The sequence below is a fragment of the Marinicrinis sediminis genome (assembly GCF_042685085.1).
Classification (GTDB): domain Bacteria; phylum Bacillota; class Bacilli; order Paenibacillales; family KCTC-33676; genus Marinicrinis; species Marinicrinis sediminis.
Window position 1 is genome coordinate 255,049 of the sequence record NZ_JBHUMM010000001.1, and the last position, 15,183, is coordinate 270,231.

14 protein-coding genes are annotated in these 15,183 nt (G+C 49.9%); 4 read left to right on the forward strand and 10 right to left on the reverse strand.

What is annotated here, in order from left to right; all coding sequences use genetic code 11:
• Positions 1–4: 4 nt before the first annotated feature.
• The 4 genes from ACFSUC_RS01195 to ACFSUC_RS01210 all read right to left on the reverse strand — a co-directional run bounded on the left by ACFSUC_RS01195 (position 5) and on the right by ACFSUC_RS01210 (position 5,752).
• Complete coding sequence (locus tag ACFSUC_RS01195) at positions 5–2,098, reverse strand: hypothetical protein (protein ID WP_379927555.1); 2,094 nt, start codon at positions 2,096–2,098, stop codon at positions 5–7.
• A complete protein-coding gene (locus tag ACFSUC_RS01200; RefSeq protein ID WP_379927556.1) occupies positions 2,076–3,800 on the reverse strand; it encodes a DNA repair helicase XPB in 1,725 nt (574 codons plus the stop codon). The genes ACFSUC_RS01195 and ACFSUC_RS01200 overlap by 23 nt, the downstream gene beginning before the upstream one ends.
• Before the next feature lie 215 nt (positions 3,801–4,015).
• Positions 4,016–4,438, reverse strand: a complete 423-nt coding sequence (locus ACFSUC_RS01205; RefSeq protein ID WP_379927557.1) for a CBS domain-containing protein — start codon at positions 4,436–4,438, stop codon at positions 4,016–4,018.
• 111 nt (positions 4,439–4,549) lie between these two features.
• Entirely contained in the window at positions 4,550–5,752 is a 1,203-nt protein-coding gene (locus ACFSUC_RS01210) for an amidohydrolase (RefSeq protein WP_379927558.1), read from the reverse strand.
• 167 nt (positions 5,753–5,919) lie between these two features.
• Here ACFSUC_RS01210 and ACFSUC_RS01215 point away from each other — a divergent pair, with 167 nt between their 5' ends.
• Positions 5,920–6,264, forward strand: a complete 345-nt coding sequence (locus tag ACFSUC_RS01215) for a YugN family protein (RefSeq protein ID WP_379927559.1) — start codon at positions 5,920–5,922, stop codon at positions 6,262–6,264.
• Between the two features lie 9 nt (positions 6,265–6,273).
• Positions 6,274–7,404, forward strand: a complete 1,131-nt coding sequence (gene ftsW / locus ACFSUC_RS01220) for a putative lipid II flippase FtsW (protein WP_379927560.1) — start codon at positions 6,274–6,276, stop codon at positions 7,402–7,404.
• 63 nt (positions 7,405–7,467) lie between these two features.
• On the opposite strand, the gene ACFSUC_RS01225 is transcribed toward ftsW, so the two are convergent.
• Complete coding sequence (locus ACFSUC_RS01225; protein WP_379927561.1) at positions 7,468–7,848, reverse strand: Asp23/Gls24 family envelope stress response protein; 381 nt, start codon at positions 7,846–7,848, stop codon at positions 7,468–7,470.
• A 183-nt stretch (positions 7,849–8,031) separates the two neighbouring features.
• Here ACFSUC_RS01225 and cax point away from each other — a divergent pair, with 183 nt between their 5' ends.
• On the forward strand, positions 8,032–9,102 hold the full coding sequence (cax, locus tag ACFSUC_RS01230) for a calcium/proton exchanger (RefSeq protein WP_379927562.1): 1,071 nt from the start codon (positions 8,032–8,034) through the stop codon (positions 9,100–9,102).
• Positions 9,103–9,183: 81 nt separating this feature from the next.
• Here cax and ACFSUC_RS01235 read toward each other — a convergent pair whose 3' ends face one another.
• From ACFSUC_RS01235 to ACFSUC_RS01255, 5 genes are all read right to left on the reverse strand, one after another.
• A complete protein-coding gene (locus ACFSUC_RS01235; RefSeq protein ID WP_379927652.1) occupies positions 9,184–9,468 on the reverse strand; it encodes a DUF1507 family protein in 285 nt (94 codons plus the stop codon).
• Positions 9,469–9,648: 180 nt separating this feature from the next.
• On the reverse strand, positions 9,649–9,891 hold the full coding sequence (locus ACFSUC_RS01240; protein WP_379927563.1) for an HPr family phosphocarrier protein: 243 nt from the start codon (positions 9,889–9,891) through the stop codon (positions 9,649–9,651).
• A 213-nt stretch (positions 9,892–10,104) separates the two neighbouring features.
• On the reverse strand, positions 10,105–11,220 hold the full coding sequence (locus tag ACFSUC_RS01245) for an aminopeptidase (RefSeq protein ID WP_379927564.1): 1,116 nt from the start codon (positions 11,218–11,220) through the stop codon (positions 10,105–10,107).
• Between the two features lie 26 nt (positions 11,221–11,246).
• Positions 11,247–11,990: a hypothetical protein gene (locus ACFSUC_RS01250; RefSeq protein WP_379927565.1), complete on the reverse strand. Its 744-nt coding sequence runs from the start codon at positions 11,988–11,990 to the stop codon at positions 11,247–11,249.
• A 97-nt stretch (positions 11,991–12,087) separates the two neighbouring features.
• On the reverse strand, positions 12,088–13,992 hold the full coding sequence (locus ACFSUC_RS01255) for a sensor domain-containing diguanylate cyclase (protein WP_379927566.1): 1,905 nt from the start codon (positions 13,990–13,992) through the stop codon (positions 12,088–12,090).
• 396 nt (positions 13,993–14,388) lie between these two features.
• Between ACFSUC_RS01255 and rpsD the strand changes: the two genes are divergently transcribed.
• The gene (gene rpsD, locus ACFSUC_RS01260; RefSeq protein WP_379927567.1) at positions 14,389–14,988 is read left to right on the forward strand and encodes a 30S ribosomal protein S4; all 600 of its coding nucleotides are present in this window, start codon (positions 14,389–14,391) and stop codon (positions 14,986–14,988) included.
• The last annotated feature ends 195 nt before the right edge of the window (positions 14,989–15,183 follow it).

Consider the following 15,183-nt stretch of genomic DNA (forward strand, 5'->3'; position numbering starts at 1 on the left):
TGCATCATTCCTTCATCTCTGAGGTTAACTCAGTTGTATCATTTATACCTGGTAAAATCAACTGAATTTGTTCCCACTCCTCAGGAAACAGGCTGCTCGGCGTTCCATCCAGCAAGCAGGAAACACGCCAGGATGGGCCGCTAGCCTCCAGACGGCGAGGCGTAATTTCCATGATTTCCCCTTTAATCTTCAAGCGAAGTCGGGCGCCCCACGCAATCGCCTGTTCAATACATTTGTGTACCGTGGATGCATGGTAATTCCGCATCTGATGCAGCCACATACCCGGAATGTCCTGCATGCCGCTGTAGATTTCCTCCATGTCTGGACAGTCGCTCTCCAGGGTGTACCTGTCCAGACTGATTCGATCTGCCAACCAGCCTTGAGTGTGGGACTCTTCCTGCTTGCCATCTTTGCTATCCATCCTATTCTTGCTTTCCTTGCGATCTTTACTATCCATCCTAACCTTGCTTTCCTTGCTTTCCTTGACGTGTTTGACCTGCTTCTCTGGTCTGTCTGGTTTGTCTGTCAGCCGTGAAGAAGATGACGCAGAGGTGGACACACAGTGATGCTTACCCAAATAAGCCTCCACCTCTGTCCACGCTTCTGCTTCAAGGATGCAGGCTCGTTCATGGAGGACCGCAACCAGCGAAGAGCGGAATGGTTCATGCTGCTGAATCATTTTCAAATGGAAAGAATGAGAAAAGGTCACCATCATCACCTCCTGTACCTGGGCGATTCCGATCATATCAATCCAGTCAGCAAGCAATGCTCTGGTCTCAGCCCGCAAGGGGACACCGCCCCCCTCTTTTAGCAGGGAAATCACTCCCTCCGGCTGATAGCCATACAGCACAGCTCGTTGCAGCGCGGACATAGTCACTTTCCGGTGGAGACATCCACTTTCCTCATCCGTATAATGAAACAGCTCCCATAAGAGCGAGGATGGCGCATAGGGGGAAGCGTAGACGGTAAGATCAGCAGTCACGTACAGGTGAGGTTCAACTTGCTTGGGTGACGCCATCGCCGTTCGATACTGATTCTGCTGCTTCCCCTCCTCATGATGCAGGTGAAGAAATCCGAGGCAGGTCAGAGGCAGCAGCAGATGAGTTTCCAGTGAATCAGCCGTAAATGGCGGATTTTTTTCTTCTGCCTGCTCTTGCTTCAACGCTGCGTGCGAGGTGTCATACGCCTGTTGCAATAGATCGAACAACCCTTGCGCGGAGAACCACTCGACAGCGGGTTGCCGGATCACCCATGCCCATGCACATTGCAGCCAGGGAGCAGACGGAAGCAAATAGCTTCGACACATCTCAAGCCATTGCTGCTGCTTTTGTTCATAAGTGAGCTGGAGCCATGTGCGGCATTCATCCTCCGCAATCCTTAGCTTCCCTGATTGACGTTTCAGCAACTGGTGACGATGTGCATATTCCAGCACAACGACTTCTTGCGGTCGGTATCCAGACGCGGTATGATCCCCTAGCACAAGCGGCATATATCGCCACTCATCTTGCTCCGGGAAAGCCTTCTTCCCCTGCAAATGTTGCAGCTCCCGCTTATGAATCGTCCCCTTCTGGGTGATCGAGAGACCGCCCTTCATTTTCACTTCGTATAAAAACCGAAGGACCGCCAGTTGAAAATCGGGTTCCTGAATCCCCACATGCGCATCATCTTCCTCTTCCTTACGGACGCTCTTAATCGGGTCAGCGGATAGGATCAGACGGATCAAATGCTCAAAAGTTTCGGCTGGAAAAGCCAGTAGACGGTCTCCCCAGGATTTTCTGCCAGCAAACAGCAACCCGCTACGTCTCAGTTCCAGAATGGTGATCTTGACCTCCGCCAATGACCCGTTGGACTGACCAAACTGATGACACTGTTCTTCCGGAAAAGGCCCCATGCCAAAACGCAGCAAAATCGGGAGCAGCATCTGACGGGTGCGTTCAGACAAAGATTGATAGAGCATCTTCACAGAGGTTTCATTGGTCAGACATGCTGCCAAATCTTCGTACTGCTGTTCGTGTAAAAGCCTGCTGATTACCGGATGCTGCTTGAGCTGTCTCAGCCAGAGGGCCGGAGACTTGTCAATGAGCCGTGAGGCGTGCATGGCTGTCCCCTCCTTCCCAATGCTTCACCGTATAATGATAACCTTGTTCCAGCATGAACAATTGGCGATGCCTCGCTTGCGCCTGTTCCCTGGTGTGCTGCGTGACGACCGTATAAAACATCGCTCGCTGCCCATTTTCTTTCGGTCGCATAATGCGTCCGATGCGCTGAGCTTCCTCCTGCCTGGAACCAAAACTGCCCGAAACCTGAATGGCTACCGAAGCAGCCGGAAGGTCAACGGCAAAATTCGCCACCTTGGACACACACAGGTGCTGGAATTCTCCCCGTTTAAACTGTTCATAGTAGTGTTCCCGCACAGATTGAGAGGTTTGCCCGCTGATCAACGGGAGTTGTAGTACATGGGCTATGCGCTTCAACTGATCCAGGTACGTTCCCATGACGAGGATTTGCTCTCCCTGATGCTTCTTCAGCAAGGCCCGAACCACTTCCAGCTTGCTTGGATGAACGGCAGCCATACGCAGCTGTTCCCGTCCGGACGCCGACAGATAGGCCTCTTCGGCATCTCCCAGTAGCACCCGATACTCCACACAGTCCACACGGGCAATGAAACCGGCTTTCTCGAGTGGTTTCCAGCCGCTTTCATATTTTTTGGGGCCCACCAGCGAGAATACATCCGTTTCCCGACTGTCCTCTCGCACGAGCGTAGCTGTCAAGCCCAGCCTCCGTTTGGCCTGAAGCTCCGCGGTCATGCGAAAAACAGGGGCAGGCAGCAAATGTACTTCATCGTAAATGATCAGCCCCCAGTCCCTGCGCTGAAACAGACTTAAATGCTGGAATGCGCCATCTCTTGACCGCCGGTAGGTCAGCATCTGGTATGTAGCAATCGTAACCGGCGCGACCTGCTTGTCTTCACTGCTGTATACACTCACCTGGTGGGGATGCAAGGTTGTTTTCTCCAATAGTTCCCTGCGCCACTGCTGTACAGAGGTCTGATTCGTGGTCAGAATAAGGGCAGCGCACTGGCATGCCTCTATCGCTCCGATGCCAACAATCGTTTTGCCTGCACCACATGGCAGTACAATGACTCCGCTTCCTCCGTGGAGCTGTTCGTGCGCCATAAAGCTGTGAATGGCTTCTTTCTGATAGTCTCGGATTTGAAATACTACATCTGCCTGACATGCTCTCCCGGATTGCCAGGCCACCTCCAGTCGCTCTCCTTCATCAAACCCGACAAAATCCATCACCGGCCAGCCCTTGAGTGCCAGTCTCTGCTTCAGCCATCCTCTGCCGTCTGCCTGCAACTTCAATTCATTTCTATGTACATCCTGTACGACATATTGGGCCAGCTCAGCATCTTCACGAATCAGATCGAGCGGCGTCTCTACCTCTGCGCTCAGCTTTAAATGGGGCGTCAGCTTGCCATCAGCTTCATCTTTTTCCAGCTTTACCTTCCCATATCTCCCCATACTGCCCCGGATCTCTTCCTGCAAGTGCTGCGGCACACCGAATTTGGCATGGGTTTGCAGCAACCGGATCAGTTCAGCGGGCTGTGCGCCCTGTGCAGCCGCATGCCAGAGCGATAGCGAATGAATCACATACGTCAGATGGTCGTCCGTGCTTTTTTGCAGATCCGCAAATCGATGCAGACTGGTCCGAACTACTCGTTCAGGATCACTGGCGGTTTCCAGCAAGATGGTGCCATTGGCTTGCACGATGAGTGGCTGCGGGTTTGACGGTGACATGTTCATCCTCCTTCATTCAGATGTCCTACAACCGTTAGTATGACTCCCTTTTCCCCAAATCACTCCACCTGATTCCTGCCTGTTCCATCCCATGCGAAAAACCCCTGCGCCATTATCCATACGCAAGGGTTCGTCTGTCTTCACGGTTCATGACAAAGATCTGTTCATGAAGGTACGCTTGGCATTAGAAAGCTATGAACAGAACAGACTCCGTTTCAGACATGGGTATGTTCTGAAATCTGGCTCAGTGCATCTCCCGCTTCATCCTTGGAGTCGCTGTGAATCGCCAAATCGCCAATCGCAACCACGCCGCAAAGCTCATTGTTCTCACAAACTGGCAATCGGCGAATTTGCTGCTGTGCCATCATGCTGGCTGCTTCATCAATCGTCGTATCCGGCGAGGCGCACGTAATGTGGGTGCTCATGACTTCTTCGACCTGACAAGAGCCGGAACGCTTTTCCGCATAGCCTCGTACAACCAGGTCACGGTCGGTAATGACGCCGAGCATCCGTTTGCCATCGACGACCGGAACAAAGCCGATATCATGTTGCTTCATCTTCACGGCAGCCTCATATACATTGTCCTGCAAGTTCACCGTCACACAATCCTCACTCATAATATCACGCAATGTATGCATGGCCTTTCCTCCTCTGAAATCAATCTGATCTGTAACCCATCCAGTTGATGGGTGGACACTCTTAGATTGACCGGAAGGCCGTATGCTCATGCGAGAGACAGACTTGGTGATTTATTCCGTATGAGTTTGCATGTAATCCAGCGTCATGGATACAAGCAGTTCCCCGGCGATCAGCAGAGCATCTTCATCGATATCGAACAGAGGGTGGTGATGCGGATAGACCATTCCCTTATCCGGATTGCCAGCGCCTACAAACATGAAGCACCCAGGCACCTTCTGCAAGTAATAGGCGAAATCCTCTCCGGCCATCACATAAGGCATTCTCTGCACGCGTTCCGAACCCATCTGCTCCACCCCGATCCGCTCAAACCGTTCAAATTCCCGTGCATGATTCACAACAGATGGATAGCCGTCCTGATAATGCAGCTCACCCATGCCCCCATGCATCGTCGTTACATGCTCGGTCAACTGCCGAATCCGATTGTGAATCTGATGTCGGGTCTGTTCATCGAAGGTTCGAACCGTCCCCTTCAGCTGACACTGATCGGCGATAATATTGAAACTGCTCCCACCCTGGAACGAACAGACGGAAACGACAGCAGGCTGAACCGGATTGATCTGTCTGCTCACAATTCCCTGCAGGCTCTGAACGAGCTGAGACCCGATATAAATGCTGTCGACGGCTTCATGAGGCAGTCCTGCATGCCCCCCTTTGCCCCGGACATCGATCGTGAACTCATCGGCGGCCGCCATAAAGGGACCCGGAGCCGAAGCGATATGACCGACCTGAAGCGGCGTCCACAAATGAATGCCATAGACGACATCCACCCCTTCCAGAGCACCTGCGCGAATCATCGCGACGGCGCCGCCTGGCGTGAATTCCTCTGCATGCTGGAAGATAAGACGCACATTTCCGTTCAACTCCTGCCGATTCTCGGCAAAAAATTTGGCCAGACCGAGCAATACAGAGGTATGTCCGTCGTGCCCGCATGCATGCATAACCCCTGCCTGCCTGGAACGATAGTCGCACGTTTTCTGATCCTGAATCGGCAACGCATCCATATCTGCACGCAGGGCGACGGTAGGACCCGGACGACTGCCTGCAATGTCTGCGATGATGCCATGTCCATGTTCTCCCGAGCGACTCGGAATTCCCCATTCTGTCAGCATGCGCCTTACAAAGGCGGTCGTTTCTTTCTCCTGATAGGACAGCTCTGGATGCTGGTGGAGAAACCGTCTCCACTGCCTCCATTGCTGTTCAGACTGTTTTAACTCGTGTATGTTCGCTTTCACGCGGCACGACTCCCCACTCATTCGGTATGATCCGGATAAAATGTCTTCATTCCTTTATTGTATCAAAGCTGTGAATGACAATAAATATTCAAATTGATTGCTTGCGCTTGCATAGTAAACATACTATCATGGATAGGAGAAAAGAATGAAAGAAAACACAACGTATGCAGAAATGAGGTTTAGACGTTATGATATTGGAAAACAAGACAAAAGGATTAAAAAGCGAACTGAGCCATCTGGACGCCGTGATGGAGCAGGCTGGATTTGTTCGTTGGCAGTGGGAATACTACCGGGCTACATATGACTATAAAATGATCGATAACGATGCCAAGCACGACTATTTCCTGCGTATTAATACGAGAGTAGTAGAAGGAAAGCTGGAATCTCCAAGCGCAGTTCTCGTCATTGAAGAAGCCTACCTTGGCGTAGCCACTTTCCCACATGGAGTCAACTATGACGAAGCCGTCATCCCTGCTCCGTATGTGAAACAAGCCCAGCAAAAAATCGAATCCCTGCTTCAACATCTTTCCTAGTGAACGCCTATGAAGTCCACGCACAGAGGTACGCCGGACTTTATTCTGCTTATCCTGACTTTCTTGCTCACCGGATTCGGCGTTGTCATGGTGTTCAGTGCCAGCTCACCCATTGGCACGATTGATTATGGTGACGCGATGTTCTTCACCAAGCGTCAGCTGGTGTTTTTTGTACTCGGCACCTTTTCGATGCTGATCGTCATGAACATCCCGTATACGGTGTTTCGTAAATGGTTCTTTCTGGCCTTTCTCGGGGTCGTCTTTTTGTTGATTGTCGTTCTGTTTACTGCACCGATCAACGGAGCAAAGAGCTGGATACGCTTCGGCTCCATCGGACTTCAGCCCTCTGAATTTGCCAAGCTGGCTGTTATTTTGTATCTGGCCGCGCTTGTCAGCAAAAAAGGGGACAAGATTCGCAATTTCAAAAAAGGACTGCTACCCGCGCTCGTGATCGTCGGATTTATGGCGGCGCTTGTCATGCTTCAGCCAGACTTCGGTACCGCGATGATCCTGATTATTTCTTCCCTGATTGTCATCGTGGCCGGTGGCGCCAGCTTGAAGCAGCTGTTTGCAGCTGGCACCGTCGTCACTGCTCCGGCTTCCCTGCTGCTCGGTCTGTACTTCCTGCTCAACTCCACCGAGCTTGGCTACCGATTTAGCCGGATTACGACCTATATGGACCCATGGTCGGACCGACTTGGATCAGGGATGCAAATTATCAATTCCCTGTTTGCCTTCGGTCATGGCGGGTTAACGGGGGCCGGATTCGGTCAGAGCATTCAGAAGCTGCACTATTTGCCGGAGGCGCATAATGACTTTATCTTTGCCATTATCGGTGAAGAGCTTGGTTTTATCGGCATCCTGATTTTCTTGCTCCTTTATCTGGGGATGCTGTGGAGAGCACTCATTATTTCACTTCGTTGCAAGGACACATTCGGGTCACTGCTCGGCACGGGAATTGTCGGACTCATCGCCGTGCAGGCGTTCATTAACATGGGTGGTGTGACCAACCTGATCCCGATGACGGGTGTGACGCTTCCTTTTATCAGCTATGGCGGTTCTTCCTTGCTGGTATCCATGATCAGCATGGGAATGATCCTGTCGATCTCCCGCCATCATACAGCTAAAAATGAAAAATAGCGGTCGTTCATTTGTTGTTTGAACGCCCGCTATTTTTTGTATCGGAATGATTTGAATGTTACCTTATTTGATTTTCGCCGGCTCCAGCGCGAGCGGCTCCTCCTCCTTGAAAGCCACGCCTTCCACCTTCACATTGACTTCGACCACTTGCAGTCCCGTCATATTCTCAATGGCTTCCTTTACATTTTCCTGAAGCTCTCTGCACACCTCATGGATCTTACTGCCATAATGGACGATTACTTTCAGATCAATCGCTGCCTCTTGCTCCCCTACTTCCACACTCACGCCCTTTTGCACCTGCTTGCCGCTCAGTTTCTTCGTTATCCCCTCTGAAATGCCTCCGGACATGCCTGCTACACCGGATGTATCTACAGCAGCCAATCCTGCAATGGTTGCAACCACATCATTCGAAATACGGACACTGCCTTGTTCAAGTTCGTTCATCTGTGTATCTCCTCTCCAGCCTTTTTTCCTATTTTACCCTGTTGCCCGCTCAAATTCAATCCATCTCTGCGCTTCCCATCCACACAAAAAAAACAGATTGGCAAGTCGATGTCATGATATGGTAAAATCATTTTCGTCAGGTATTCATTAAAAACTTATCCATTCCACAAGAGGTGAATTGGCTTGAAGAAGAACATTTTTTATGCTGCACTGGCAGCCATGTTTGTCACCAGCGGTATTCTGCATTACAGCCACGCCAGCGCCACGACGCAGATTATCGTCTGCTCGATCGCCATCGTACTGGCCGCTGCCTTTCTCGGTAAAGCAACCGAGAGTGTAGCCCATTACGCAGGCCAGCGAATGGGCGGGTTTCTGAATGCCACGTTCGGCAATGCCGCAGAACTCATTATTGCCATCTTTCTCGTCAAAGAGGGGCTCTTCGAGATGGTGAAGGCCAGCATTACCGGCTCCATTATCGGGAACATGTTGCTGGTGCTCGGATTAAGCCTGCTATTGGGAGGCCTGAAATTCAAGGTTCAGCGATTCAATGTGATGCTCGCCGGCCACAATGCCTCCCTTATGCTGCTTGCTGTCATCGTGTTGTTTATTCCAGCTGTATTTGCCCGTGAATTTACGGTAGAAAAAACGGAGACTTTCAGTTTGGCGGTAGCCGGATTTCTCATATTGGCCTATCTGCTCTGGCTCCTCTTCTCCATGGTTACGCACAAGAATGAACTGGCAGATGTGATCGAGGCAGGCAACGGTCAGCCATCCGCTCATGCGCATGAGGAGCCCGCCTGGTCAAAGCGTGTCTCCATTCTGTTTCTCTTCCTCGCTACGGCGATGGTGGCCTTCGTCAGTGAATGGCTGGTCGGCAATCTGGAAGATTTCTCAACCCGATTTGGACTGTCTGAATTGTTCGTGGGTGCTTTCCTGATTGCGATTATCGGGAACGCTGCGGAACACAGCGCCGCCATTTTCCTTGCGATGAAAAACAAGATCGGAGCAGCAGTGGAAATTGCCATCGGCAGCAGTCTTCAGATTGCCTTGTTTGTGGCCCCGGTGCTCATTTTCGTCAGCTATTTCATGGGCAATACGATGGACATCGTATTCACGACCTATGAACTGGTCGCGATCGGAGTCGCGGCCTTTATAACCAAATCAATCTCCCGCGACGGAACCACCAACTGGTATGAAGGTGTCCTGCTATTGCTTGTGTATATCATTCTCGGGATTGCTTTCTTTATGGTTTAGTCATCTTGCGCGCCGAATCCTAACAAAAGGGACGGAAACCTTGTACGGGTTTCCGTCCCTTCTTATGAAGCGAGAAGAATGTTATTCATTCTCAACTATTCGATTTAATGCCTCATAAAGCTTCGCCAGCTCTCTCTCCAGATCACTGATCATATCTTTGCCGGCCTGTTCCTGCACCAGTCCAGCGCGGACTGCGAAATCAACCTGACGTGAAAAGCCATACATCTGTGTATCTAAAACTTCCTCATACAGAGGACACTTTCTGGTTGCCAAATTCGCCATTTGCACTTCAATCAGCTTGACGATCTTCTCCGCATCTTCCCTGAGAAGTACATACGCTTTTTGATTGACATCAAGTGTATCCATGGATGTCACTTCGTCCCCCCCTTTTGCACATGCTCCTACTACCCTATACAGATAGTTTATTCGAAAAGAAGCGAATATACAAGTAAGGAAAGTGTCGATTCCCTGTCTGTCCCACAAAAAAACAGCACGGTTAACGTGCTGTTTTAGCTGCTTGACAAGTGAGTTTGTTTAGCGAATCAACTAGTCTGCAATCGTAACGCTGAGGTTATGCTTTTCAAAAATGTCTTTCATTGCCGCTTTTGCTTCTTCAGCATCCGGGCCATGAACGTGCAGTTCATACGTATTTGTACCTACCAGTGTAGTGAACAATCCGAGGATGCTTTTCACATCAATATATTTGTTATCATACTGAAGAACAATAGAAGAAGAAAACTTGTTTGCGGTTTGTGAAATCTCAACAATCGCTGCATTTTTATTAGTCATGCTGAATCCCTCCCGATAATTTCATAAATTGAACTCCTATCCTTCACATCGAATGGCATCTATTCGGCCATTTTCTGTACCTTCCTTCAGGCTAGAAAGTTCTTCCTGCTTTAATGATACTTTGAAAGGGACGATTACGCAAGATCAGATCGTTGATAGAATTGACAAAAACATTTGTACAAATTGTATAATTCAGTTTCATGTCCGCGTTTCTTATTTCAATGCCTCTGGATTCAACCCCTCCAGCTCAGGGATGACGAAGCGTCCGTCCTTGCGAATCAGACGGTCATCAAAGTAAATCTCTCCCCCACCGTACTCAGCACGCTGAATCAGCACCAAGTCCCAGTGAACAGAGGAGCGGTTGCCGTTGTCTGCCTCTTCATACGCCTGACCCGGTGTGAAGTGAAGACTGCCATCGATCTTCTCATCGAACAAAATATCCTTCATCGGATGCAAGATGTAGGGGTTAATGCCAATGCTGAACTCCCCGATATATCGGGCGCCCTCGTCTCGGTCGAGAATGTCGTTCAGACGTTCGGTATCGTTGCAGGTTGCTTCAACGATCTTGCCGTTCTCAAACCGGAAGCGTATGTTCTCGAAGGTCGTACCGCCATACACGCTCGGTGTATTGTACTGAATGGTTCCCTGTACGGAATCCTTCACGGGTGCCGTAAATACTTCGCCGTCAGGGATGTTGTTTTTGCCTGCACATTTGATCGCCGGGATGTCGGCAATGGAAAAGGATAGGTCGGTACCCGGGGATACAATTCTAACTTGCTTGGTTGCTTGCATGAGCTGCACCAAGGCATCCATGGCACTGGACATCTGGCTGTAATCCAGATTGCACACATTGAAATAGAAATCTTCAAATGCTTCGGTGCTCATGTTGGCGGACTGGGCCATGGAATCGTTCGGGTAGCGTAAGATGACCCATTTGGTTTTCTTCACCCGTGTATCGGAGTGAATGGGCTTCTTGTATATCGCTTCGTACAGCTTCATCTTGTCGGCAGGCACATCCGACAGCTCATTGATGTTATTCCCTGAACGAACCCCGATGTAGGCCTGCATGGTCTCCATTCTTTTCAGGTCAAATTCTGCCCACTGCTTCAGCTGATCTTCATCGGCCTGCATCAGATAGGAGCGGAGAACGGTGTTGTCCGTTAGTTCTACAAACGGCCGACCGCCTTTATCATAGACCGCCTCAATGAGGCATTTCAGTAATTCTCTCTCTGTTCCGATCATTTCAATTAGTACATTTTCCCCAGGCTGGACATCTACTGAGTAGCCCACCAGATTCTCTGCCAGCTGTTTCATTCTAGGATCTCTCATCTGTCATGCACTCCTTTGATTCTTCCTTACTTCATGGTCTGCTGATGTGGGGATTGCAACTCATAGCTCCCTCTCATCTGCTCAGACTTTGGCTCTCCTTTCCAATCATAACGCAATGCAGTCTCAACGTCTATGTGAACAAGGGCTTTGTCAGCTCTATCGATGGTGAGGGTATAAATGGCTTCTACGACCTCCATCGTTTTCAATACTTCCTGCAGTTGCTGCTCCTTTTCAACCAGCCACGCGCTTGCCTCAGGCTGACGATCCGCTTCCGCTGCAAACTGCTCTTTCAGCATCTGTCCATGCTGCGCGAGGCTTTCCGTCAAAGCGGATTTCGCCGCTTCTGGCTTCAGAACAACCTCGAGTTGCACCTGATCATCGCGACCGCTTGGGGATAGCTGGATGACCCGCTGCGCAGCCTCTGGCAAGCTGGAAATGGGCACATAGGGGGAAATCATGGGCTGATCCGTTTCCACGCTGGACATGCGGGTTGCTTGCAGAACGGGCTTCAGCTGCCAGATGGCTTCATTTTGACTGCGCAAGCCCTGGGCTCGATACTGTTCCTGACCATCCTGGATGAGTACAGCCTCACCGATAAAATCGACCTCGGTTCCCTTTACAGACAATAATGCCTGATTGAGCCACTGCTCGGCAGCTTGCGCATCAGGTTGACCGGCCTCCCATTGGCAGGCTGGAAGCAGACATAGCATGGCCCCCATCAGTAAAGCTACTGCATATTTGCCAGCAGGCGCAGGTCGAAAACGAACCATAAAAAAATCCCCCTTTCCGTTATAGATTATCCATAACATTTCCTGAAAGAGGGAATTTATTCAAGTAATACAAGGTATCGTTTTCACTACAAGTCTGCTAAAGACCTACTTTTACGACGTTCCTGCCCGCCTTCTTGGCTTCGTACAGCGCCATATCGGCTCGATAAAACAGAGACTCCGAGCTGACTTTATCATCGTGCCAGCTCCACTGCGAAACGCCGCAGGATACCGTTACCTTCGGTTCCGTATCATCCATCACTCGCTGTCTGATTCGTTCCGCCACCTTCATCGTATCCTCAAGCTTCGCCGATGGCAGGTAAATGGCAATTTCCTCCCCGCCCCAACGGGCGGCAATATCCTTCTCCCGAATACTGTCCTGAATGAGCTGGCTGACACGCGTTAAGATTTTATCGCCAATCTGATGGCCGTATGTATCATTGACCTTTTTGAAAAAGTCAATATCCACGACGATCAGACCACCGTGAAAATCCTTTTTTTGCATGACATTGATCTGCTCGTCCAAATAATGCCGCGCATACAGACCGGTCAGTCGATCTGTAATGACCATTCGCTTCACCTCAGCATGCAAGGTGGCGTTCATCATGGCCAGCCCAATATGGCCGCAGATCACCTGGAACAACCGGTAATTATTGTAGGAGAAGTAATTGGCAGAACGGTGTGCCAGCAATATGACCCCGATGACCTCAGACTGAACAATGATCGGAGAAGCCATAACGGAGCTGGCCTCTGTCACTTCCATAAATCTGGATTTGACATGCACGTCTTTTTTGTAGTCCGCCAGAATCACCGGTTCCTTGGAATTGTAAACCAGTCCGCAAAAGCCATAATTCAGAGAAAAAACCTCTTCCCCCATATCCGGCAAATTGCTGGAACGGATAACCATATGCCGCTGCTGCTGATCCATCTCTAAAATGCAACAATAGTGGGCGTTGAATATATCAATCAATTCTTTATTGGCAAAGCTGTAGATTTCGTCCGGCTTGAGACTCTTGTTCAGGCTTCGTGTGATTTCGTTAATAAGTCTCAGCTCGCTGATCAGCAGGTTGGATTGCTCGTATAGCTTCGCATTCTCAAAGGCCGTTCCGGCAGAATCGGCCATGAGAGAAATGAGCTTGACGTCCGCTTCTGACCAATAGGAATCAGATGAGGAGACCAGTTCCAATACCCCATACACCGCCTGCTTTCCGAGCAATGGCGCTGCTACCCGTTCCTCTCCACTTCCAGAGTCATACACAGCCTTCCCTTCGATAAATGCCCGCTTCGTCAGCAGGTTGCAATCATCCTGCAAGGACAGGAGATTGACAGGGAGATGGTTGACCTGGTTGTCTTGGGACAGCCAAAGTTTGACTGTCGATTGGGGATAGAGTTTCTCCATCTGCTCAATGACCGCTTTCAGCACCGATTCCACGTTAATCATCTCATGCAGCTGCTTCGTAAATTCAAACAGTCGTTCCCGCATTTGATACTGATTTTGTTCGTCCTGATTTTTGGCGTTCGAGGCCAGAATCACACGAGACAGGGCACGGAAAGTTACCTTGCCGCAATCGATGGCCGCCTGCGCCTCCGGCAGCTCCCGCTCACCGACTATGGCTCCCAGTACACATGAAAGCTCACCCTCCTGCAAGAGTGGAACAGCTAGTGTGGCATACCCCTTCCATTCAGAGGAAGGACTGGACAGGCACTGCTCGGCCTCACCGCTATGTAGAGCCGCGCTGAAAGCATTCGGTTGGAGCTCGGATGCGATCATTCTCCGTCCGGTTTCAAAGAAATCCGCGTGGAATAGATCGTCCGTAACCTTCATTTCTTCATAGGCAAGAACGGAACCCTCGGGGTCTGTCAGTACCATGACCGTAGGCAGCGGCATCCGGCTTTGCTTCAGTTCTGCCGTCATTTCCAGAAATGCCTTGATCAAGCCTGCACGCTCGAATTCTTCCACACCTCTTGCTCTTTCACCAGCTTCAACATTCATTTCCACTTTCATAGAAATCCCTTCTTTATGAAAATGTGACATGCATGATGGGTACCATGTGTTCGGTCGTTGTCCATGATGGGCAATTTCAACAATATACTTCTATGATACTATGATTCTAGGTAGGTTGCACTATAAAAATACGAAAACGTTCATTTATTTCCGTCCTTTCACACCAGGGAATATTGAAATCGGTGACTTGACATCGCGAAGCAGCTTTCGTATAATAAATCGTCGGAGACTACATGGATAGCTTTACGTGTCACCCTCAAGCATTTTGAAGCCATCGGGGCAGCGGCTGAGACTCCTGATGGGGAACCTGAGGTTCCATTCAAAATAAGGCGTAAGGCAACATCGTTCTCATTTGCACAAAATGAAAACTACAAAACAAAGGGGTAATTGATTATTATGGCACGCTATACAGGTCCTAAATTCAAACTAAGCCGTCGTCTCGGAATTTCTCTAAGTGGAACAGGTAAGGAATTGAAACGTCCTTTCCCTCCGGGTCAGCACGGTCCGAACCAACGTAAAAAAATCAGCGGATACGGTCTTCAGCTTCAAGAGAAGCAAAAGCTTCGTCATATGTATGGCTTGAACGAAAAGCAGTTCCGCAACCTGTTTGACAAAGCTTCCAACATGGCAGGTATTGCCGGTGAAAACTTCATGTTCTTGCTGGAAAGCCGTTTGGACAACCTGGTTTACCGTCTTGGATGGTCCAACTCCCGTGCAGGTGCGCGTCAATTGGTCGCTCACGGTCACGTAACGGTAGACGGCAAAAAGGTTGATATCGCTTCTTACAGCGTACAGCCTGGTCAAGTAATCGGTCTTCGTGAAAGAAGCCGCAACCTGACTGTCGTCAAGGAAGCCGTAGAAAGCCGCAACTTCACACCGGCTTATCTCGAAGTAAACGATCAAGCGCTGGAAGGTAAGTACATCCGTCTGCCTGAGCGTTCCGAGCTTGCTCAAGAAATTGATGAGAAGCAAATCGTCGAGTTCTACAGCCGTTAATTTCATGCTCAATCCAAAAGATTGTCTTGCAGCTTCTTTGCTGCCGGACAATCTTTTTTTTGTTCGTGTATTTTGTATGGACGATTTTTTTGAGGACGTTTTTGGTATGGGAGATTTTTGTGAGGACGTTTTTGGAGAAGGCTTTTTAGGTATGCGCGTGTGCGTCCAAACAAAAAAATGCCGGGAACCAAAAGG